The sequence below is a fragment of the Clostridium tertium genome, from assembly GCF_902652255.1.
Lineage (GTDB): Bacteria > Bacillota > Clostridia > Clostridiales > Clostridiaceae > Clostridium > Clostridium tertium_A.
Map to the genome: position 1 here is coordinate 136,019 of NZ_CACRTO010000018.1, position 21,093 is coordinate 157,111.

At 29.6% G+C, this 21,093-nt stretch carries 21 protein-coding genes; 19 read left to right on the forward strand and 2 right to left on the reverse strand.

Translation table 11 applies throughout. The annotated features are described in order from the left end of the window. Nucleotides 1-204: 204 nt before the first annotated feature. The 10 genes from GPX08_RS07965 (at nucleotide 205) to rodA (ending at nucleotide 10,706) form a co-directional block, all read left to right on the forward strand. Complete coding sequence (locus GPX08_RS07965) at nucleotides 205-774, forward strand: Maf-like protein (protein WP_156626279.1); 570 nt, start codon at nucleotides 205-207, stop codon at nucleotides 772-774. 45 nt (nucleotides 775-819) lie between these two features. After that, entirely contained in the window at nucleotides 820-1,506 is a 687-nt protein-coding gene (radC, locus tag GPX08_RS07970) for a DNA repair protein RadC (RefSeq protein WP_156626280.1), read from the forward strand. Between the two features lie 17 nt (nucleotides 1,507-1,523). Continuing rightward, a complete protein-coding gene (locus GPX08_RS07975; protein ID WP_156626281.1) occupies nucleotides 1,524-2,543 on the forward strand; it encodes an MreB/Mrl family cell shape determining protein in 1,020 nt (339 codons plus the stop codon). After that, a complete protein-coding gene (mreC, locus tag GPX08_RS07980; protein ID WP_156626282.1) occupies nucleotides 2,543-3,394 on the forward strand; it encodes a rod shape-determining protein MreC in 852 nt (283 codons plus the stop codon). The genes GPX08_RS07975 and mreC overlap by 1 nt, the downstream gene beginning before the upstream one ends. 10 nt (nucleotides 3,395-3,404) lie before the next feature. Further along, nucleotides 3,405-3,896, forward strand: coding sequence for a rod shape-determining protein MreD (gene mreD / locus GPX08_RS07985; RefSeq protein ID WP_156626283.1), 492 nt, complete (start codon nucleotides 3,405-3,407; stop codon nucleotides 3,894-3,896). Next, nucleotides 3,893-6,838, forward strand: a complete 2,946-nt coding sequence (locus GPX08_RS07990) for a penicillin-binding protein (RefSeq protein WP_156626284.1) — start codon at nucleotides 3,893-3,895, stop codon at nucleotides 6,836-6,838. The genes mreD and GPX08_RS07990 overlap by 4 nt, the downstream gene beginning before the upstream one ends. 332 nt (nucleotides 6,839-7,170) lie before the next feature. Then, nucleotides 7,171-7,821, forward strand: a complete 651-nt coding sequence (minC, locus tag GPX08_RS07995; protein WP_156626285.1) for a septum site-determining protein MinC — start codon at nucleotides 7,171-7,173, stop codon at nucleotides 7,819-7,821. Between the two features lie 215 nt (nucleotides 7,822-8,036). Then, nucleotides 8,037-8,831: a septum site-determining protein MinD gene (gene minD / locus GPX08_RS08000; RefSeq protein WP_136005956.1), complete on the forward strand. Its 795-nt coding sequence runs from the start codon at nucleotides 8,037-8,039 to the stop codon at nucleotides 8,829-8,831. A 17-nt stretch (nucleotides 8,832-8,848) separates the two neighbouring features. Beyond that, nucleotides 8,849-9,112: a cell division topological specificity factor MinE gene (minE, locus tag GPX08_RS08005; protein WP_156626286.1), complete on the forward strand. Its 264-nt coding sequence runs from the start codon at nucleotides 8,849-8,851 to the stop codon at nucleotides 9,110-9,112. A 457-nt stretch (nucleotides 9,113-9,569) separates the two neighbouring features. Beyond that, on the forward strand, nucleotides 9,570-10,706 hold the full coding sequence (rodA, locus tag GPX08_RS08010) for a rod shape-determining protein RodA (RefSeq protein WP_156626287.1): 1,137 nt from the start codon (nucleotides 9,570-9,572) through the stop codon (nucleotides 10,704-10,706). Nucleotides 10,707-11,031: 325 nt separating this feature from the next. Here the strand turns inward: rodA and GPX08_RS08015 are convergent, their stop codons facing one another. Continuing rightward, a complete protein-coding gene (locus GPX08_RS08015) occupies nucleotides 11,032-12,474 on the reverse strand; it encodes a family 1 glycosylhydrolase (protein ID WP_156626288.1) in 1,443 nt (480 codons plus the stop codon). A gap of 155 nt (nucleotides 12,475-12,629) precedes the next feature. On the opposite strand from GPX08_RS08015, the gene GPX08_RS08020 reads away from it, so the two are divergent. Continuing rightward, on the forward strand, nucleotides 12,630-13,229 hold the full coding sequence (locus tag GPX08_RS08020; protein WP_156626289.1) for a hypothetical protein: 600 nt from the start codon (nucleotides 12,630-12,632) through the stop codon (nucleotides 13,227-13,229). A 594-nt stretch (nucleotides 13,230-13,823) separates the two neighbouring features. Here GPX08_RS08020 and GPX08_RS08025 read toward each other — a convergent pair. Further along, nucleotides 13,824-14,030, reverse strand: coding sequence for a hypothetical protein (locus GPX08_RS08025; RefSeq protein WP_156626290.1), 207 nt, complete (start codon nucleotides 14,028-14,030; stop codon nucleotides 13,824-13,826). 160 nt (nucleotides 14,031-14,190) lie between these two features. On the opposite strand from GPX08_RS08025, the gene GPX08_RS08030 reads away from it, so the two are divergent. The 8 genes from GPX08_RS08030 (at nucleotide 14,191) to rpmA (ending at nucleotide 20,897) form a co-directional block, all read left to right on the forward strand. Further along, nucleotides 14,191-14,628, forward strand: coding sequence for a peptidase M23 (locus GPX08_RS08030; protein WP_156626291.1), 438 nt, complete (start codon nucleotides 14,191-14,193; stop codon nucleotides 14,626-14,628). Between the two features lie 63 nt (nucleotides 14,629-14,691). Next, nucleotides 14,692-15,585, forward strand: a complete 894-nt coding sequence (locus GPX08_RS08035; RefSeq protein ID WP_156626292.1) for a peptidase M50 — start codon at nucleotides 14,692-14,694, stop codon at nucleotides 15,583-15,585. A gap of 184 nt (nucleotides 15,586-15,769) precedes the next feature. Next, nucleotides 15,770-17,623 (forward strand): TIGR03960 family B12-binding radical SAM protein, encoded by a 1,854-nt coding sequence (locus GPX08_RS08040; protein ID WP_156626293.1) that lies wholly within the window; start codon nucleotides 15,770-15,772, stop codon nucleotides 17,621-17,623. Next, nucleotides 17,607-18,308, forward strand: a complete 702-nt coding sequence (locus tag GPX08_RS08045) for a DUF2344 domain-containing protein (protein WP_156626317.1) — start codon at nucleotides 17,607-17,609, stop codon at nucleotides 18,306-18,308. The genes GPX08_RS08040 and GPX08_RS08045 overlap by 17 nt, the downstream gene beginning before the upstream one ends. 16 nt (nucleotides 18,309-18,324) lie before the next feature. After that, nucleotides 18,325-19,773 (forward strand): ribonuclease, encoded by a 1,449-nt coding sequence (locus GPX08_RS08050; RefSeq protein WP_156626294.1) that lies wholly within the window; start codon nucleotides 18,325-18,327, stop codon nucleotides 19,771-19,773. Between the two features lie 131 nt (nucleotides 19,774-19,904). Continuing rightward, nucleotides 19,905-20,216, forward strand: coding sequence for a 50S ribosomal protein L21 (gene rplU / locus GPX08_RS08055; protein WP_136005970.1), 312 nt, complete (start codon nucleotides 19,905-19,907; stop codon nucleotides 20,214-20,216). Nucleotides 20,217-20,221: 5 nt separating this feature from the next. Then, entirely contained in the window at nucleotides 20,222-20,596 is a 375-nt protein-coding gene (locus GPX08_RS08060; protein WP_156626295.1) for a ribosomal-processing cysteine protease Prp, read from the forward strand. A 1-nt stretch (nucleotide 20,597) separates the two neighbouring features. After that, complete coding sequence (gene rpmA, locus GPX08_RS08065) at nucleotides 20,598-20,897, forward strand: 50S ribosomal protein L27 (RefSeq protein WP_156626296.1); 300 nt, start codon at nucleotides 20,598-20,600, stop codon at nucleotides 20,895-20,897. Nucleotides 20,898-21,093 lie beyond the last annotated feature (196 nt).

Here is a 21,093-nt window from a genome sequence, read left to right on the forward strand (position 1 = left end):
TGCAGGTTATGGGAAATAATAACAAAAGTATTACAATTAAATAAAAATTAAACAAAGAGGGGCAAAGTTACTTGTTTCAAAGCTTATATAATGATAAACTATATTAGATATAAGATAGGAACAAATATCTTTGTCTTTATTTTTGTGTTTTAGTTGAACCTTTTGTAAAGACTAAAAATATGCACAAATTAGGAAGTGATAAATTTGAAATATGTATTAGCTTCTGGATCTTTAAGAAGACAAGAATTATTACATAGGATAGTAGATGACTTTGAAATATTAGTAAGTGATTTTGATGAGGACTCTGTTGTTTTTAATGGAAATGTTGAAGAATATGTAATAAGTTTAGCTAAAGGAAAAGCTTTAAGCACTAAAGAATGTCTTAAGGAAGATGCAATAATAATTGCAGGAGATACAATAGTTGTACTAGAAGATAAGATTTTAGGAAAACCTAAAAATGAAGAAGATGCCTATAATATGTTAAAAAATCTAAGTGGTAAAACTCATAGAGTATATTCAGGTATAGTACTTATAAATATGTACAATAATAAGGTAGAGGAAGCTTCTCTTTATACTGAAGTTAGAATATCTAATTTATCAGATGAGGAAATAAGAGATTACATAAAAACTGGAGAGCCACTAGATAAAGCTGGAGCTTATGGAATTCAAGGATTCGGTGGAGTGTTTGTTGAGGGTATAAATGGATGCTACTATAATGTAGTAGGATTACCATTGAACCTTTTAAATAAAATGCTTAAAAAGATTAAGGAATAGGTAATTTGGCAATATTTATAATAAATTACAATTTTGAGGTGTAAAATGAGTAATGTTAAAGTTATAGATATGCCAGAAGAGGAAAGGCCTGTAGAAAAGCTCTTAATAAGTGGGCCTGAATCTTTAAATAATGCAGAACTTCTTGCAATTATTTTAAGGACAGGGACTAAAGAGGAAAATATAATCACTTTGAGCAATAGAATAATATCTGAATTAAATGGACTAGAAGGTTTATTAGATGCTGGAATTGAAGAAATAACAAAAATAAAAGGCATTAAAAATAAAAAAGCTAGTCAGATTTTAGCTGTAGGAGAACTAGTTAGGAGAATAAGTAAAGTAGCTTTACTTAAGGAAAGAGATAAGATTTCTTCTCCGAATGATATAGCTCGAATTTTAATGAAGGATATGGTGTTTTTAAAGCAAGAGGTTCTACGACTAGTAATGCTAGACACTAAGAATAACATAATAGGACTAAAGGATGTCTTTGTTGGAAGTTTAAATACTTCAATAGTTCATCCAAGGGAGATTTTTAAAGAAGCTCTTAAAAGAAGTAGTTCTAGCATAATAGTTTGTCATAATCACCCTTCAGGGGATCCAACCCCAAGCAAGGAAGACATTGATATAACTATTAGGTTAAAAGAATGTGGTAGGATAATAGGAATTGATCTATTAGATCATTTAATAATTGGAAAAAATCAGTATGTAAGTTTGAAAGAAAAAGGAATAATATAAACGAAAGGGGAATTCAAATGGGATTTTTCAGTAGTAATAAGGATATGGGAATAGATTTAGGAACAGCAAATACGCTTGTTTTTGTAAAAGGTAAAGGTGTAGTTTTAAGTGAACCTTCAGTTGTGGCAATAAATAGTACAACTAGAAAACCTTTAGCAGTAGGTGCTGAAGCTAAATTAATGATAGGAAGAACTCCAGGAAATATAGTTGCTATTAGACCATTAAAAGATGGTGTTATAGCAGATTTTGATATAGCGCAAACAATGCTTAAGAAATTAATAGAAAAGGTATCTAGCAAAAGTGCTTTTACTAGCCCAAGAATAATAGTATGTTATCCATCAGGTGTAACAGAAGTTGAAAGAAGGGCTATAGAAGAAGCAGCAAAGTTTGCTGGAGCTAGAGATGTAGTTTTAATGGAAGAGCCAATGGCTGCAGCTATTGGAGCTGGACTTCCTGTAGGAGAGCCTACTGGTAGCATGATAGTTGATATCGGTGGAGGAACTACAGAAGTAGCTATAATTTCTTTAGGGGGAATAGTTACAAGCAAATCATTAAGAGTTGCTGGGGACGAATTAGACCAAGCAATTATCGCTTATATAAAGAAAGAATTTAACTTAATGATAGGTGAAAGAACAGCAGAGCAAGTAAAGATGGAATTAGGTTCAGCTTATAAAGTAGATGATGAAGTAAGAGAAATGGACATAAAGGGAAGAGATATGATAACTGGTCTTCCAAAGACTGTTACAGTTTCAGAAGATCAGATTAGAGAAGCATTAAAGGAACCTGTTTATGCTATTATAGAATCAATTAAGACAACTTTAGAAAAGACACCACCTGAATTAGCAGCAGATATAATGGAAAAAGGAATAATGTTAGCTGGTGGAGGAGCTTTACTTAGAGGATTAGATTCACTAATTAACTATGAAACAAATATGCCTGTCCACATCGCAGAGTCACCACTTGATTGCGTTGTTTTAGGAGCAGGAAAAGCCTTAGATAATTTTGATGAATTGAGTAGAACTCAAAGAGGCCAATAATGAAGCTTTTTAAAAACAAACTGGCAGTAACTGTAATAGTACTGTCAGTTGCCTTTTTAGGCATAATTATTTACACGGTTAATAGTGAAAGTAAAGGTGCTATTTCAAGTGGTGTAGGCAGTACGATAAATCCATTGCAAAATGTTGTTTATTCTATTAGTGATAAGGTAAAGGAGACTTTAGACTTTTTTCTTAATTTCTCAGAAGTAAAAGATGAAAATAAAGAGTTAACAAAGGAAAATATTGAACTTAAAAATAAGTTATTAGAGTACGATAAGCTTAAGGAAGAAAATGATAGATTAAGAGAAGTGCTTAATTTTACAGATTCTAAAAGTAGTTATGAATATATTGGGTGTGAAATTATAGGATATAGTGGAGAAAGCTATACTCAAGGATATGTTATAAATAAGGGTGAAAATCATGGGCTTAAAAAGGGCATGGTAGTAGTTGCTGATAAGGGGCTTGTGGGACAGGTTACCAGTACAGGAACTAATTGGGCTATAGTTGAAAGCTTATTAAGTGAAAATATAGCTGTTGCTGTTATGGTAAATAGCACTAGAGAAACTACAGGTATATTAGAAGGATATGTAACTCGTAGCAATGATGGGTTAACTAAGGTTACAAACTTACCTGTTAATTCTGCTATAAAAGAAGGAGATGTTATATTAACTTCAGGGCTTGGACAGATTTATCCTAAGGAAGTCAGAATTGGTGAAGTAGTGTCAGTAGAAACAGATGATATTAGAGTTATGAAGACTGCAATAGTAAAGCCGTATGTTGATTTTAGTAATCTTGAGGATTTATTTGTTATTATCCCTACAGAAACTAGGGAAGTAAAATATGAGAATTAGAGGGTAGTTTATGAAGAAGTGGATTTTAGTTTTAATTTCGTTATTACTTCTAATATTAGATAACTCTCTTATGCCTTTCTTCTCTATAAAAGGTGCTTATCCAACTTTGATTTTCACATTTGCAATAGCTTATTCAATTATTTATGGAAGAAAAGAAGCTGTTATTATAGGGGTAACTTCAGGGTTACTACAAGATATATTTTTTTATAATGGTTTTGGAGTAAACTCTTTTATTAATATGCTTTTATGCCTACTTGCAGCAATTATAGGTGAAAACATATATAGAGAAAAGAAATTAATACCTGTTGTATCTACAGTGTTCTTATCATTATTAAAAGTTTTTGCTATAGCTTTAATATTAAAGTTATCTGATAAAACTGTTAATGGAACAATAGGTATTTATTCATCAATCTATAATGCTGTTGTTATGTTTCTAGGGTACAATTTTGTTTTAAGACTTTATGATAATAATTATAAAAAGAAGTCATGGAGGTTTAAATGATAGTAAATAAACCCAAAAAAAAGAAGAAGATTTCTAGGTTTTTTGTTTTAAATATTATAATGGTAGTACTTTTTACTACTATACTTTCAAGATTAGTTTACCTCCAAATATATAAGCATGCAGATTATAAGGAAAGAGCTGATATTAGTTCTACAAGACTTATATCTGAAGATGCACCTAGAGGTAAGATATATGATAGTGAAGGTAATATATTAGCTACTAATATACAAACATATAACTTAACATATACTAAGCCTAATGATGAAAATGAAAATTTTTATGAGACTATGAGTAATGTTTTTAAGATTTTATCTGAAAATGGTGAAGAATTTCAAGATGATTTATTGTTAAAGTTAGATAGTAGTGGCAAGTTCTATTTTGATTTTAAAACTGATGATGCTGATACTAAGAAAATAGTTGAAGTAAGGTTTAAAAGAGATAGAGGTCTTAATGAGGAAATAGAGAAGGATGAGTTTGAAGGGAAGGAAACAGACTTTACTGATGATGAAATAGCTTTAGTAGATAAAGAACTACTTAAAATTTCACCAGAGGAAACTTTCTATAAACTTGTTAAGATATATAACCTTCAAGAACTTGTAAATCCAGTTCCAGTTCAAGAAGAAGGAGAAACCAATAAGGCTTATAATGCTAGGCTTGAGGCTTATAATGATAAATATGATGAGATGCCTGGTAAGGAAATTCTTGATGAACTTTTAACTAAATATTCACTTAAAGAAGTAAGACAATATATGGTTGTAAAAGATGCTATAAAAATGCAAAGCTTTAAAGGATATAGAGCAGTTACTATTGCTGAAAATATTAAACAAGATACTGCATTTATAGTTTATCAAAAGTTAAATGATTTGCCAGGTATAGATGTTAGTATAGAACCAATTAGATATTATCCTTACAATACTTTAGCATCTAGTACTTTAGGGTATCTATCTTCAATAGATTCTTCTAAAGAAACTAATTATGAATTAAGAGGCTATGATGCTTCTTCAGATTTAATTGGTGTTGCTGGTATAGAATCAGCCTTTGAAAATGAGTTAAAGGGTGTTAAAGGTGGAACTACAGTTAAGGTAAACTCTAAAGGTAGAGTTACAGAAGAATTATTTAGATTAGATTCTTACCCAGGGAATAATGTTCACTTAACTATAGATAAGAATGTTCAATATGCAGCTGAGCAAGCTTTGAAGGATACGCTAGAAAGAGTAAGAAGTAGTATAGCTCCTAATGCAACTAGAGGTGCTGTAGTAGCTATAGAAGTAAATACAGGTAGGGTAATAGCTATGGCAAGTTATCCAGATTATGATCCTAATGTCTTTTCAATTCCAGGAAAACTTACTGATGAATTATCACAGGAATATTTTGATCCTGATATAGATGCTTATGCCAAAGAATTTATAAAAAGGACTGGAGCTACTGGAGGAATAGATTATTTATTCCCTATAGATGAAGATACGGGGAAAAGAGTAGATGTGTTTGATACTTACCCTAAGAAGTTTTTTAACTATGCAACGCAAGGATTGCTACCTCCTGGATCTACATTTAAACCAATTACAGCAATAGCTGGATTAATGGAAGGGGTAGTAACTGAAGGTGAAGTTATGATGGATAATAACGGAACTTGGAGCACAGATGAATTACCAGGAATGATATTAAAAAACTTTGAAGGTAGAGCAAATGGTGCTACAGACTTAAGAAAGGCTTTAGAAGTTTCATCAAACTACTATTTTTATGAACTAGGATATAGACTATATAAAAAAAATGGTGGATCTGTTAATGGTGGTAACATTGAAGCTTTAGACACTTTAGCTCATTATGCATGGAAGTTTGGTCTTGGTATGTCACATGAAGATCAAAATGAAAAGAGCTTATCAACAGGTATTCAAATACAAGAAGATTTTGGGCAAGTATATAACTTTGAATCATGGAAAGCACAATCTATAAGAAATCCTATGTATGATATAGTAGAGGCATTACAAAAGGGTGTCTATCATAGTTTTTTATTTGTGCCTTTTGATATAGAAGATAATGAAAGTGATCCAGACGACTTAAAGGAAGCAAAGACTGCATTAAAAAATGAAATGAAAGCAGCTTTAGAAAAGGTAGGAACTGATGAAGAAATAACAGATAATACTAAGTTTGCTGAAAGTTTAGTGCCATATATTAAAAAAGTTATGGATATTTCACCTCAATTTAAGAGTGCAGTAGTTGAAACATCTAAAAATAGAAGCGTAGATATTAATGAGGAAGCAGGAGTAATAGCAGATGCTATAGCTTTCTATATAATAAATAACCAAGCAGTTCAAATTAAGACACCAGGTCAAATTATATCTAGTGCCATAGGGCAAGGTATGAATCTTGCTACACCTGTCCAAATGGCAAACTATGTAGCTACTTTAGCTAGTGGTGGTAAAAGGTATAAGGTAAGTGTTGTAGATAAGGTTACAACTCCAACAGGAGAAGTAATAAAGGAATATAAGCCTGAGCTTGTAGATGAATTAGATATACCAGAGCAATATTTACAAGCTGTAAAGGATGGTATGTATAGAGTTAATACTAGTCCAAGTAATGGTACTGCATATAATAGTTTTGCAAACTTCCCTATAAAGGTTGCAGGTAAAACTGGTACTGCCGACTTTAGTACAGATGAGAACTATCGTATTCAAGGTAGAGCGGCTTATGGTAACTATATCAGTTTTGCACCATTAGATGATCCTAAGATAGCTATATTCTCAACTATCTACGATGGTAGTAGAGGTAGTGAAGGTGCAACTATTCATAAAGCGATTTATGAAGCCTTCTTTAAAGAGGAGTTATTAAAGTTAGATCCATCATATGCATCAAAATCAGAATCCTTTAGAAAGTATGTTCAAGACTCACCTCTTAAGGATAATAAAGACGATAGCATAAAGATAGACACTACTGGCAATTAAGAATTCACAATTATGGAGATAATTTCTTCAAAATTATAATTTAAGATTTGGGACTCAGCTTTTGCTGAGTTTCTTTATTTTAATGAGGTTTAGATAAAATTGATAGCTGCAAAATTTAAGAAAGGTTATAAGATGTTTTTAGAGGATTATTGTAATATTATCTTTAATACTTGAAGATAATTGTAATAATGTTATGAAAAATATTATGGAATTAGGTATTTATGGGAGTTTGTTAAAAAATACTGTTGTTAATATATATAAATTAATTGTATAATTATAGATATGTGACAAAAATTTTAAAAAGTAACGTTTAAGTTGGTGGAGGGTGGCCAATGAAAGTACATAGTATTCAAATTAGAGGTAATAGTGACGGAATAAACGCCTTTATAGATATGGATGGATTTAATAACTTTGATGATATGCTAGAAGCATTAGTTAAAAAGTTATCTGTGGGTAAAGGTTTTTACAAGGGATCATCTATTAAAATAGAAACGAACTTAGATTTATTAAAAGAAGAAGAAGTAGCACAGTTAAAAGAAACTTTATTTAATAAGATTCAAATTAAAGAATGTGTTTTTGAACCTATAAAGAAAACTGGAGCTAAGGAAAAAAAAGAAAATAAAATTTTTAATGGGATATATGAAGGAAAAACTAAATTTATAAAGAAAACTATAAGAGGTGGACAACTTGTAAGGTATTATGGAAATATTGTTATTGTAGGAGATATTAATCATGGTGCTGAAGTATATGCAGGCGGGAATATAGTGGTTCTAGGAACTATTAAAGGTCAAGTCCATGCTGGTATGGGAGGAAATAAAAAAGCTATAATTTCAGCTTTTAACCTTCAACCGGAAATATTACAAATTGCAGATATTGTAACTATAGCTCCAGAAGATGGTGTTAAGCCTTCTTATCCAGAGCTTGCTAAAGTAAAAGATAACAATATAGTGGTAGAACCTTATTTGCCAAAGAAATATATATAAGTTTAACCAGATTATATGTTTTATGAAGTTATACTTTAAATTAATCATATTTATATCAGATAAGTATTTTATCAACTTAAATAAAAAATTAAATAATATATATGCTTTCAATTAGATTATTTTACCTATCAGTTTTTTATTAGAATCTTATAGAAATACGCTGATGTGATTTATTTATTGAAACATGTATATATAAGTGTTGGAGGGATAATAAAATGGGAATTTCTATAGTAATTACATCAGGTAAAGGTGGAGTTGGAAAGACAACAACTACTGCAAACATTGGAACTGCATTAGCTGCTTTAAATAAAAAAGTAGTAGTAGTAGATGGAGATACTGGTCTTAGAAATTTAGATGTCTTAATGGGACTTGAAAATAGAATAGTTTATACATTATCAGATGTTATTGAAAACAGATGTAGATTAAAACAAGCATTAATAAAGGATAAAAGATATCAAAATCTTTGTCTATTACCAACAGCTCAAACTAAAGATAAAGATGATATAAGACCTCAAGATATGCTTAAAATAGTAAATCAGCTTAAAGAGGATTTTGATTACATACTTATTGATTGTCCTGCTGGAATTGAGCAAGGATTTGAAAATTCAGTAGTAGGAGCAGATAAGGCTGTAGTTGTAGTAAATCCAGAAATTACTTCTGTTAGGGATGCTGATAGAGTTATTGGTAAGTTAGATGCTAAAGGCTTAGATGATCATTCTGTTATTATAAACAGGTTAAACTATGAAATGACTCAAAGAGGAGATATGTTAGATATTTCTGATATTATAGAAACTTTATCAATAGAGTTACTTGGAGTAGTTCCTGATGATAAGAATATCACAGTATCTACTAATAAGGGAGAGCCTATAGTATTAGATGAAAAGTCTGTATCTGGTCAAGCTTTTAGAAATATAGCTAGAAGATTAACTGGAGAAGAAGTGCCACTAATGGATTTAAAAACTGGTGGAGAAGGATTCTTCGCATCATTAAAAAAATTATTTAAACGTTAGTAAAGGGGGAGAGAGAGGTGGATTTTTTTAAGAAATTTTCGAATAGACAAACACCTAAAGATGTTGCTAAAGATAGATTAAAACTAATATTAATACATGATAGAGGGGATTTACCTCATGAAACCCTTGATAAAATAAGAGTAGAGATATTAGAGGTATTATCTAAATATATAGAAATAGATATTGATGATGTTGAATTAACAGTAAGCAAGAGTGAAAATGTAGACGGGAACAACCCTGCTCTTGTAGCTAATATTCCTATTAAAAATATCAAAAATTAATTAAGAATTAAGGGAGTAATTTGTTTTAAATTACAGAAATTAATAAGGGGCTCAGCTTAGGCTGAGTTTTTCTTTAGATAAAAGTAATATTAATATATATGTTTCAATAAATAATCTACATTTTAAGTGCCTATATTAATTTGAGTGAAAAATAATTTTAAAGCGTAAATTGCATTAAATGAAAGCTGCAATCTTTTAATTTTTATATAAGTTGATTATGTATTTACTTAACTGAAATATTTTTTATCTCAGCTAATTAAGTAAAATGTAAAAACGTTATTACAACTTATATACTTATAATTTGAATCAATTTATATATAAGTTGAAAGGAAAACTTAGGATATGAATAATTAATTATTTCTTAAATTTTATTTATTCATAGAAGATAATATAGAGAAACATAAGTTTTTTGGATATAATAAACCTAGGATCAAAAATGGAGGTGAGTGTTTAGGATATGTTTTCATTATCCAATTTTAAGATAGATTTAAAGCAGTTAAAAGAAATAGACAAGGTAATGCTACTTTCTATGATATCATTAATGATATTTGGAATAGTAAATATATACTATGCAAGTAACGTTGAATATGGGACCCTATTTTTAAAGAGACAGGCAGTTTGGTTTGTAGTATGCTTAGTAGCATTATATTTTGTAGTAGCAATTGATTATACATTACTAAAATCTTATACGCCTCTTTTTTACTGGGGATCTATTGCGTTATTAATAGTAACAATGTTTATTGGTACTGATATAAATGGTGCAAGAGGGTGGATAAGACTTGGTCCACTATCCTTTCAACCAGCGGAATTAGCTAAAATAGCAACAATAATGATGCTAGGTAAAGTTTTAGAAGAAATGGATGGGACTATAAATGAACTTAAGAATTTCTTTAAGATGGCTTTTTATGCAATAGTTCCAGCTGTATTTATAGTAATTCAACCTGATATGGGTATGACTATGGTTTTATTCTTTATAGTTGTAGGAATATTCTTTATTGCAGGATTAGATATAAGAGTAATTGGAGGGGGATTACTATCATTACTTATAGCAGTTATAATAGTTTGGAATTCTGGATTAATTCAAGATTATCAAAAGAAAAGAATAACATCTTTCTTAAATCCTGAATCTGATACCTCTCAAGCAGGATATCAGCTAAGACAATCTCTTATAAGCATAGGAAATGGTGGAATATTAGGAATACAAGGAAATTCAATAACTAAGGAGACCTCAGTGGGTTATGCTCCACAATATGTTCCAGAAGTTCAAACAGACTTTATATTTGCAAGTATTGCAGAGCAATTTGGATTTGTAGGAGCTGGATTCTTACTGCTATTATATGGACTATTAATTTCTAAAATGATTGCAATAGGAAGAACATCAAAAGATACTTTTGGAACAATAATATGTATAGGCTTAGCATCATATTTCCTATTTGCATTGTTACAAAATATCGGTATGACTATAGGTCTTATGCCTATAACAGGAATAACTCTTCCACTTCTAAGTTATGGAGGAAGTTCATTATTAACTACAGTTATGTCTATAGGCTTAGTTATGAATGTTGGAATGAGAAGAAAGAAAATTTACTTCTAGAAAAATTGTTTTAAATTATACAGGAGTTTTTAACATATTATGCTCGGCCTCCATTGCTAGCAATATGTTAAAAACTCCTTGAACAATTTAATCTTATAGATGTAGGTCTACTAAATGAAGAAATTCAGACGAGCTGAATTTCAATAAAAATTAGTATAAGTTCCTAAAATATTTTAAATGCTGAATTACTAGAAAAGATAAATGGACGGTAAAGTAAGCATATGGCGAAAATTAGAACTTCTTTTTGCAGCCATTTGTCTTATGAGCCGTCCATTTATCTTTGCGGTTTTATTCGCATTTTTTTATAATAAATTTGAACTGGATTTTATAGTATTTCACCATTGGAGTCTATTACTTGTTTGTACCAGTAGAATGAGTCTTTCTTAGATCTTTTTCTAGTACCTTTACCAAGGTCATCTATATCTACATATATATATCCGTATCTTTTTGACATTTCTGCACTAGAAGAGCTAACTATATCAATAGGGCCCCATGAAAGGTAAGCAATTATATCTACTCCATCCATTATGCATTCTTTAAGTTGTTCAATATGCTTCTTTAAGAAATCGATACGATAAGGGTCATGGATACTGCCATCTTCTTCAACAACATCTAATGCACCAAATCCATTTTCAGCAATCATTAATGGCTTTTGATATCTATCCCAATATTGAGAAAGACTATTATAGAATCCTAATGGATCCATACGCCATTCCCAAGGTGTAGGTTCAAGATTTGGATTAAGTGAATTTTTAAAAGGTGCCATAGTATCTTTTGTAGAATCCACAATTGAACTAGAGTAATAAGATATAGCTAAGTAATCCATTGTGTTATTTTTTAATAAATCTAAGTCGCCTTCTTCAATTTTTAGATCTATGTTATTTTCGTTAAAGTATCTTAAAGCGAAGATTGGGTATTCTCCTCTTAATTGTACATCTGTAAAGTAATATTGCATACGGTTTTTCTTCATTGCTAAAACAACATCATTTGGTTTACAAGAAGCAGGGTATAGAGTACCGTCCGCAACCATTGTTCCCATTTGAGCATTTGGATCTATTTTTCTTGCTAGTTCTACTATTTTAGCTCCAGCAACAAATTGATTATGTACTGCTTGGTACATTAACTCTTCCATATTTTCTGCTTGATCATCATAAATTCCAAGAGAACCAAATTGAACAGTTGGAAGTAAGTTAACTTGATTACAAACAATCCAGTATTTAACCTTACCTTTGAAACGATTTAGAAGAACTTCACCGTATCTTACGAAGAATTCAATCATTTTCTTATTACCAAATCCACCGTATTCAGTAACTAAATGAAGAGGAATATCGTAATGAGACATAGTGATTATAGGTTCCATATCATTTTTAATTATTTCATCAATAAGTTCATCATAGAATTTTAATCCTTTTTCGTTTGGAGTTAATTCATCACCTTTTGGAAATATTCTAGACCATGAGATACTTGTTCTAAAAGCTTTTAATCCAAGTTCTTTCATTAGTGCTAAGTCACTTTTGAAAGTATGATAGAAATCTATTCCATATCTTTTTGGATAGTAACCTTCAGTATCTGCCATCTTTCTTTTAATATCCTCTAATTTGCCGCCACCTTCTTTTTCAATACATGCTCTATTAAGATGTTTATTATATTCATGGATATCTGAGGTAGATAATCCTCTTCCGTCGACATCATATGCACCCTCGCATTGACAGGCAGCTACTGCGCCACCCCATAAAAAATCTTTTGGAAATTTGTTTGGTAAATTCATAAATAATAACCTCCTTTAATCTAACTTATAATTCTATTATGAGGAACTTTACCTTCTGTGCTCAACTTAATATTTTCACTTAAAGGTGCAAAAGTATATTTGTAGTAAGCTCTAATTTCTTAGATAATTTAAGGGTGAGTAAAAAGGAGGAGAGTATGGAGACGTTAAAAAAAGTAATAATTAGTATAATAGCTATAAATTTTGTGGGCTTAGGAGGAAGTTTATTTCTAAAATCAGGTTTAGGAGGGGATTCCATTACCTTGTTATTAGAAGGACTTCATAAATACTTCGAATTAAGTTATGGTTTAATTAGTATTATATATAGTGGTATTTTTATTATTCTTGCGCTGATAGTTAATAGAAAGTCTTTAGGAATAGGAACATTTTTATATGCTTTCATCTGTGGGTACTTTGTAGATTTTTATATGAGTATAATTGGAAGTTTAATAAGTGTAAATAATCTACTAATCTCTTTTGTGTTTATCTTAATAGGACAGCTTTCTATCTGTTTAGGATTTTCTATTTTAATATCTGTGGATACTGGAATGAGTGGTCTTGATGGAGTTTTATATTATATAGAAGAGAAGTATAATATAAGATATAAAATTTGTAAAACAGTTATAGATATTATATTTTGTATAGTTGGAATGTTATTAGGTGGGGTATTTGGAGTTGGATCAATTTTTGCAATGCTTACCGGGGGAACAATTATTTCATATATGACAAGATTTATAAAGAAAGAAAAAGTTATTTAGTGACAGCTCGTTATTATCATATAATTTTTATTATTGAGAATCTATTATTGATATTTGATAAAATAGGACTATTAAACTTCTTTAAGGTTGTACATTTAGTAGATTCATTCACTATTTGAAAATAAGGTAATTAAGGTCTCCCATAAATGTCTAAAGATATTTCTATCAAATTCATTGATACCTATAACTAAAACTAAATGAATTAAAATATCATTCCGTTTTATTCTTTTGGTATCCATTCTTTAAAGTATATGATAGAGAATGTTTAGAAGAAGAAAAAAATAGAAACTCAGTTTAGATTGAGTTTCTATTTTTTCATTATTAAATAAATACTGTGGAATTTATATTGATTATATACTTTAGAATCATATTTATATTTAGCATATAATAAACAACTAATTTATATTCACTTACAATTGAATGTTATTGATATACATATTAAGAATATTTGCTTTTTTTATACTTATTTTTATATATCCCATTATTGAACTACAATAACTCATTCATTTTTTCTCTATATAGTTCAACTTCTTTATGGTAATCCATTAAAAATCCATCTTCCTTAACAAAGTTTTTAAAGCTAATAGTTTCTCTTTATTTTATATAATGCAATTTGCTCATTTCCTCTAAGGATCCATTAATAGCCTTAATTATTTCTTTTTTACTTATATTATCTTCTGTTCCATTATAGGGACGAAATTTTTGAATTAATATATCAGTTGCATGTGCTATAGTGTTTAAATCTTTAATAGTTTTTTTATTATTATTAGTACAGCACATATGCTTATTATTTTTTTTCATTGAAGGATTAGATATATATTATGCGCAGAGCGACTTGGAGCATGCGACGGAGCTATAGCATAATGTATATCTAATCCTTTAGAATCATACTTAATCCCAACTCTGCATAGATTAATAGAGAAAAAAATTTTAATAATGTAAAGGGTAGGGAGAGAGGTGTATGGTCAATTACTATAGAGATGCTTATAGTGATTATTACAAGAAGATGAGAGGGAAGGTAAAAGATAAGGATAATAAAAAGGAAAAGATATTTTCTAGTAGAGATGATATATATCCTAATACTTCTAATGTACGTAATTATAGCTATAAAGCTGGAACTTATGGGGCTAAACAAGAGAAAAAGAAGTTTAAATATATAGATAGGCTTATAGGAAGGCTTATAATTACATTTTTATTGTTTTTAGGAGTATTTACTTTAAAGGTATTACCTAACGAAGAGGCTAAGATGATATATAGTACTATAAAGACGGAAGTTAATAGAACTTATGATTATACAAAGGTTCTAGATAAGGCTGAGTCTGTGGGGATAAATTATAAATGGGTCCTTAATATTGTTGAAGAAAAATATAATGAGTTAAAAAGTGACTTAAAGTTATAAAAGAAATATTTATGAAATAGAAGGTGATTATATAGTGTTGTAGCAATTAATAGGGAGATATAAATGAAAAAAGACGTAAAAAAAATATTAGCAGAAATAATACTAATATTATTAATAAGTAGTTATAACAGTATGTTTGGAATTGCTTTTGTATGGGTAATTTTACATGAACTAATGCATATTTTTATAGCTCATATATATGGATGTAAATTTTATAATATAAACTTTCATATTTTTGGAATGAATGCAGAACTTGGAGATATTAATTCCCTTAAAGAAAAGGAAAAAGTTATAGTGTATTTTTCAGGAGCACTATTTAATATTATAGCTGCAATAATTCTTTATATTTTAAATTTTAGATATAATAATAATTTTATTGATACAAGTATTAATTTAAACATAGGCTTAGCTGTATTTAACCTACTACCTGCTTATCCATTAGATGGATCTAGGATATTGGAAATTCTTTTGACTAAAAGAATTTTATTTAAAAAAGTCCAAAAAATAATAAGCATAATTAGTTATATTGTAGCAGGGTTATTTATTAGTATAGGAATTTTCAATTATATATTTCTACATAGTATTAATTTCAGTATTTTCATTGGTGCTGCAATTATAATTTATATTACTAGAATGGAAGTTCATACTTCAATGTATATAACTATGGGAAACATAGTTAAAAAAAGAAATAAGATTTTGAAAAATAATTATATAGAAAATAAGACTATATCAGTTTATTACAAGCAAGGACTTGTTAATGTATTAGCTTTGGTGGATAGAAATAAGTTTAATACTTTTTATATTTTAGATGATGATATGAAGCTTATTTATATATTAAATGAAGATGAACTAATTGATGCATTAAAAAGTTATGGTAATATGACTTTAGAGGAATATGTAAAGCAAAATCCTAATGTTACTAAAAGTGGGTTGAATAATAAGCTATATAAATCTTAGTAATAGATTTACCTTTAGATTTATATATGCTAGAATAGTAAAGATAAAGATATAGGTGCTGTCGCACAAGGTAAAATGAATAATGAAGAATGTAAAATTAAATAAATAGTTCTACATTCTCCATTTTTGATTTTGAGCTGTTGGTGACAGCGCCTATTTAAATTCCGTTATAGGAGGAAGATGTATGAAAAAATTAACTGACCATATTTTATATAAGGTTGAAAAACCATCAAGATATGTTGGTGGAGAGTTAAATCAAGTAGTAAAAAATCCAAAGGAAGTTGACATAAGATTTGCTTTTTGTTTCCCAGACGTTTATGAAGTTGGAATGTCTCATTTAGGAACAAGAATACTTTATCATACTATAAATGAAAGAAAAGATACATATTGTGAAAGGGTATTTGCACCTTGGCCAGATATGGAAGCTCAGCTTAGAGAAAATGGAATTCCATTAATGAGCTTAGAAACAAAAGATCCTCTTACAGAGTTTGATATATTAGGATTTACCCTTCAATATGAAATGAGTTATACAAATATATTAAATATGCTAGATATGGCTGGTATTACATACAGAGCCTCAGAAAGAGGAGAAGATGAACCAATAATTATGGCTGGAGGTCCTTGTGCATATAATCCAGAACCATTATATGATATAGTTGATTTCTTTGAAATTGGTGAAGGTGAAGAAATCATGAATGATGTCCTAGATGTATATAGAAAATATAAAGGACAAGGAAAGAAAAAAGAATTTTTAAGAGAAATAGCTAAAATAGAAGGTGTTTATGTACCTTCTTTATATGATGTAACTTACAACGAAGATGGAACTATAAAGGAATTTAAGCCAAAGTATGATGATGTTCCTGCAAAAGTTAAAAAGAGAATTATAAATAACTTTGATAAGGTAGATTTTCCTTTAGATATGATAGTACCTTACTCTGAAATAGTTCATGATAGAGTAGTTTTAGAAACATCAAGAGGATGTACTAATGGATGTAGATTCTGTCAAGCTGGTATGATTTATAGACCAGTAAGAGAAAAAACTACTAATACATTATTAGATCAAGCAAGAAAAATGATAGATGCAACAGGATACCAAGAGGTTTCTTTAGCATCACTTAGTATATGTGATTACTCAGATATTCAAAACCTTGTTAGTAGTTTAATATTAGAACATGGTGGCAAGAATGTAGGTGTAGCTCTACCATCAATAAGAGTTGATGCCTTTTCAGTAGATTTAATAAAGGAAATCCAAAAGGTTAGAAAGACTGGATTAACTTTTGCTCCTGAAGCTGGATCTCAAAGAATGAGAGATATTATAAATAAGGGATTAACTGAAGAGAGAATATTAGAAGCTACTAAAAGTGCTTTTGAGTCAGGTTGGAGTACTATTAAACTATACTTTATCTTAGGTCTTCCTTATGAAGAAATAGAAGATGCAGCTGGAATTGGTGAGCTTGCAGAAAAGATGGCGGCTGTTTATTATGGAATTCCAAAGGAAAAGAGAGCAAAGGGATTAAAGATTACAGTAAGCACATCAATACTTGTACCAAAGCCATTTACTCCATTCCAATGGGCACCTATGGCTAGACCAGAAGAGGTATGGAAGAAGATAGATGCAGTTAAGGGTGCTATAAAGACTAGAGCTATTAACTACAATTATCATGAGCAAAAAACTTCATTTATGGAAGCTGTATTTGCTAGAGGAGATAGAAGAACTTGTGAGCTATTAATAAAAGCATTTGAAAAGGGTGCAAGATTTGATGGTTGGTCAGAGTACTTCAATTATGAGCTATGGATGGAAGCTATGAAGGAATGTAATATAGATGAAGATTTCTATGTATATAGAGATAGAAGTTATGATGAAATACTTCCATGGGACTTTATAGATATTGGAGTTAATAGAAAATATCTAGAAGTTGAAAATGAAAAAGCTAAGAAAGCAGAACTTACACAAAACTGTAGAAAAGGATGCACAGGTTGTGGAATAAATGTTAACTTTAAAGAAGGGAAGTGTTTTGAAGGTGCGTTACGTAATTAAATTTACTAAAGAATCTAGTATTAAATTTATTTCTCACTTAGATTTAATGAGAACAATACAAAGAGTAATAAGAAGAGCAGATCTTCCAATGGAATATTCAAAGGGATTTAATCCACATATGGCATTATCAATAGCGCAACCCCTATCTGTTGGAGTTTATTCTTCAGCAGAATATATGGATATAGTATTAGTAGAAGAATTATCTGAAGAAGAAATTATAAATAGATTAAATGAAAAAACAGCATCTGGAATTAAATTTTTAGAAGCTAGAAAAGTAGTTAATAAAGAAGGGGAAAAGAAGATTCCTCAAAGTATGGCATTAGTTGATGCAGCGAGATTTACAATAAAGATGCTATGTAAAGATTCAAATATTGTAGAAGAAAAAATGAAAAATTTAAATGCTGAGGATACTTGGACTACTATTAAGAAGAGTAAAAAAGGTGAAAAAGAAGTTAATTTGAAAACTATGATTAAGGAAATGAAATACTGGATAAACAATGATGAGTTAGTATTAAATATTGTTGTTTCTTCAGGAAGCAGAGAGCACTTATCTCCAGATTTAGTTGCAGAGTATATTAAAAAGAATATTCCTGAAATAGCTTCAGATGCATTTGTAGATATAAAGAGAGAAGAAATGTATGTATTAAAGGATGATAAATACATACCAATATATAAATTTATTTAGGGAAGTGTATTATTTTATGAGGGAAATTTTCATTGAAAGAGATGAAGCGTTACTAAGAATTGCTATAAAAGATAATGGCACTCTTATGGAATCTTTTGTTGAAGAAAACTCTAATGAACCTAAAATAGGAGAAATTTATAAAGGTAGAGTTAAAAATATAGTACCAGCTATAAACTCTATCTTTATAGATATTGGATTAGATAAAGAAGCTTATATGTATTTTAGCAAGGAGCTAAAAGAAGAAGGCGTTAAAAAGGGACAAGAGTTTTTAGTTGAAATAATTAAAGAGCCAATAAATAATAAGGGTGCTAAGGTTAGCAAAAATATTAGCGTTCCAGGAAGATTCATGGTGGTAACTAAGGGTGGATACGGAATTAATTACTCTAAAAGAATTAGTAATGAGGAAGAAAAATCAAAAATATCAGATATTATAAGCCCTGTTGAAGGATATGGAATAACTATTAGAACTGAAGCAGTAAATGCAACTGAGGAGTTACTTCTAGATGAAAAGCAAAGATTATTAAAGATAATTTATGAAATGGAAGAAAAACTAAAGTATAGCTTAAACCTAGGTAAAATCTATGGAGATAATATGATTTTAAATAGGGTTATTAGCGAGAATTTAGGAAATAAGTGCAAAATTATTATTAATAATGAAGAAGATATCAAAGAAGTTAAGAGAGCCTTAGGTGAAAGCAAGGACATAATAATAGAAGAGTACAATGGAATCAGAAGTTTATTTGATATTTACGGTATTGAAAAGGAAATAATAAAGCTAAGACATAAAAAGGTAGCTTTAAATTGTGGTGGAAATATTGTAATAGATAAGACGGAAGCTATGTATGTAATTGATGTTAATTCATCAAAGAATATTAAAGGTAGAAGTTTTGATAAAACTATATTAGAAACTAATGTTGAAGCAGCAAAAGAAATAGGTAGGCAAATTAGACTAAGAAATTTAGGTGGAATAATAGTCATAGATTTTATAGATATGAGAGATTTTTCACAAAAGGCTGTAGTTATGGAAGCTTTAAAAGATTCACTAAAAGAAGATAAAGGTAATGTTAAGGTATTTCCATTTACTGAATTAGACTTAGTCCAAATTGCTAGAAAAAGAAGGGGTAAATCTATATATGAATACTTAGAAGAAGGCTGTAAGAGATGTAATATGGAAGGTTTTGTTTTAAAGTTATCATATATAGAAAAACTTATAAAAAATGAAATAATTAAGGCTGAAGAAGAAAACTCTATTAAATCTTTCTATATTGAGCTAGATAAGAATTATGAAGAGATGGTTAGAGGAGATATTTTCTCATTTATTGCCAATATTAATTCGTTAAAAAATGAAATATATTTAAATTTTGTAGATGGAATTGAGGGCTATAAAATAGAGCCATTAATATTTAATAGTCAAAAAGAAAATGTTAAAAATTATAAGATAAATGCTTATGAAAAATATGAATAAATTTCTTTACAATCTACATAATAGTATGGTACAATAGCAGATGTTAAACCGCACATAAGAGGTTTTATTTTAAACAAAGCTTAGAGTTTTGTACCTCGGTTGGCGAGACCGTAATAAGAGGAGGTGTTTTGATGTACGCAGTATTATCTACAGGAGGAAAACAATACAGAGTTCAAGAAGGAGACGTAATATTCGTTGAAAAACTTAACGCTGAAGTTGACTCAACAGTTGAATTAACAGAAGTATTAGCAGTTTCAAATGGTGATGCTTTAAAAGTTGGTACACCAGTTGTAGAAGGTGCTAAGGTTGTAGCTAAGGTTTTATCTCAAGGTAAAGCTAAGAAGATCACAGTTTTCAAGTATAAGCCAAAGAAGGACTACAGAAAGAAGACTGGTCACAGACAACCATACACTAAGTTAGTAATCGAAAAAATCGAAGCTTAATTATTATGATTGAGATTAGAATTTTAAAAAAAGAAAATTTAAGACTTGGATTTAAGATAGAAGGTCATGCTTTATCAAAAGTTGAATTAGAGAAAAGTGGAGATGCTTATGATTTAATTTGCAATTCCGTTTCTGTATTATCTCAAGGTGCTGTGATAGGTATTGAAGAGGTGTTGAAGCTTAATGTAAAGTATAAGATAAATGATGGTTTCTTACATATCAATTTATCAAATCTTAAAGATCAAGATATAGAGAAGTGTCAGGTATTACTATTAACCTTTGAAAAAAGTATAGAAAGCTTGATTAAATCTCTAGAAGTAAGTTTTGGAAGTAAAAAAGATAGTGAATATATAAGATTGTTGAAAGAGGAGGTGCAATAGTATGTTAATGATGAACCTTCAATTATTTGCCCACAAAAAGGGGGTAGGTAGCTCAAAGAACGGTAGAGATTCAGAATCTAAGAGATTAGGAGTTAAAGCTGCTGACGGAGAGTTCGTTTTAGCTGGTAACATTTTAGTTAGACAAAGAGGAACTAAGATTCATCCTGGAACTAATGTTGGTAAGGGTGGAGATGACACTCTTTTTGCTAAAGAAGACGGAGTTGTTAGATTTGAAAGAATGGGTAGAGATAAGAAAAAAGTTAGCATTTACCCAGTAAATCTTGAAGAAATAGCAGAATAATATTATTTTCATAAAGCACCCTAATTTAGGGTGCTTTATTTTATGAAAACAATATAATTTATTTATATGTAAATGGGCAATTGACAATGCATAACCCTTGCCCATTATACATTGTCAATTGCTCATTTGAAAATTTGATATAATAAACCTTAGAAAGATTGAAATAATAAGAATAAGGTTAGAATAATTATGAAAG

Coding starts and splice junctions, on each gene's coding strand:
- radC (WP_156626280.1), top strand. CDS start 820: ATGAGTAATGTTAAAGTTATAGATATGCCAGAAGAGGAAAGGCCTGTA.
- GPX08_RS07975 (WP_156626281.1), top strand. CDS start 1,524: ATGGGATTTTTCAGTAGTAATAAGGATATGGGAATAGATTTAGGAACA.
- mreC (WP_156626282.1), top strand. CDS start 2,543: ATGAAGCTTTTTAAAAACAAACTGGCAGTAACTGTAATAGTACTGTCA.
- mreD (WP_156626283.1), top strand. CDS start 3,405: ATGAAGAAGTGGATTTTAGTTTTAATTTCGTTATTACTTCTAATATTA.
- GPX08_RS07990 (WP_156626284.1), top strand. CDS start 3,893: ATGATAGTAAATAAACCCAAAAAAAAGAAGAAGATTTCTAGGTTTTTT.
- minC (WP_156626285.1), top strand. CDS start 7,171: ATGAAAGTACATAGTATTCAAATTAGAGGTAATAGTGACGGAATAAAC.
- minD (WP_136005956.1), top strand. CDS start 8,037: ATGGGAATTTCTATAGTAATTACATCAGGTAAAGGTGGAGTTGGAAAG.
- rodA (WP_156626287.1), top strand. CDS start 9,570: ATGTTTTCATTATCCAATTTTAAGATAGATTTAAAGCAGTTAAAAGAA.
- GPX08_RS08015 (WP_156626288.1), bottom strand. CDS start 12,474: ATGAATTTACCAAACAAATTTCCAAAAGATTTTTTATGGGGTGGCGCA.
- GPX08_RS08020 (WP_156626289.1), top strand. CDS start 12,630: ATGGAGACGTTAAAAAAAGTAATAATTAGTATAATAGCTATAAATTTT.
- GPX08_RS08025 (WP_156626290.1), bottom strand. CDS start 14,030: ATGAAAAAAAATAATAAGCATATGTGCTGTACTAATAATAATAAAAAA.
- GPX08_RS08030 (WP_156626291.1), top strand. CDS start 14,191: ATGGTCAATTACTATAGAGATGCTTATAGTGATTATTACAAGAAGATG.
- GPX08_RS08035 (WP_156626292.1), top strand. CDS start 14,692: ATGAAAAAAGACGTAAAAAAAATATTAGCAGAAATAATACTAATATTA.
- GPX08_RS08040 (WP_156626293.1), top strand. CDS start 15,770: ATGAAAAAATTAACTGACCATATTTTATATAAGGTTGAAAAACCATCA.
- GPX08_RS08050 (WP_156626294.1), top strand. CDS start 18,325: ATGAGGGAAATTTTCATTGAAAGAGATGAAGCGTTACTAAGAATTGCT.
- rplU (WP_136005970.1), top strand. CDS start 19,905: ATGTACGCAGTATTATCTACAGGAGGAAAACAATACAGAGTTCAAGAA.
- GPX08_RS08060 (WP_156626295.1), top strand. CDS start 20,222: ATGATTGAGATTAGAATTTTAAAAAAAGAAAATTTAAGACTTGGATTT.
- rpmA (WP_156626296.1), top strand. CDS start 20,598: ATGTTAATGATGAACCTTCAATTATTTGCCCACAAAAAGGGGGTAGGT.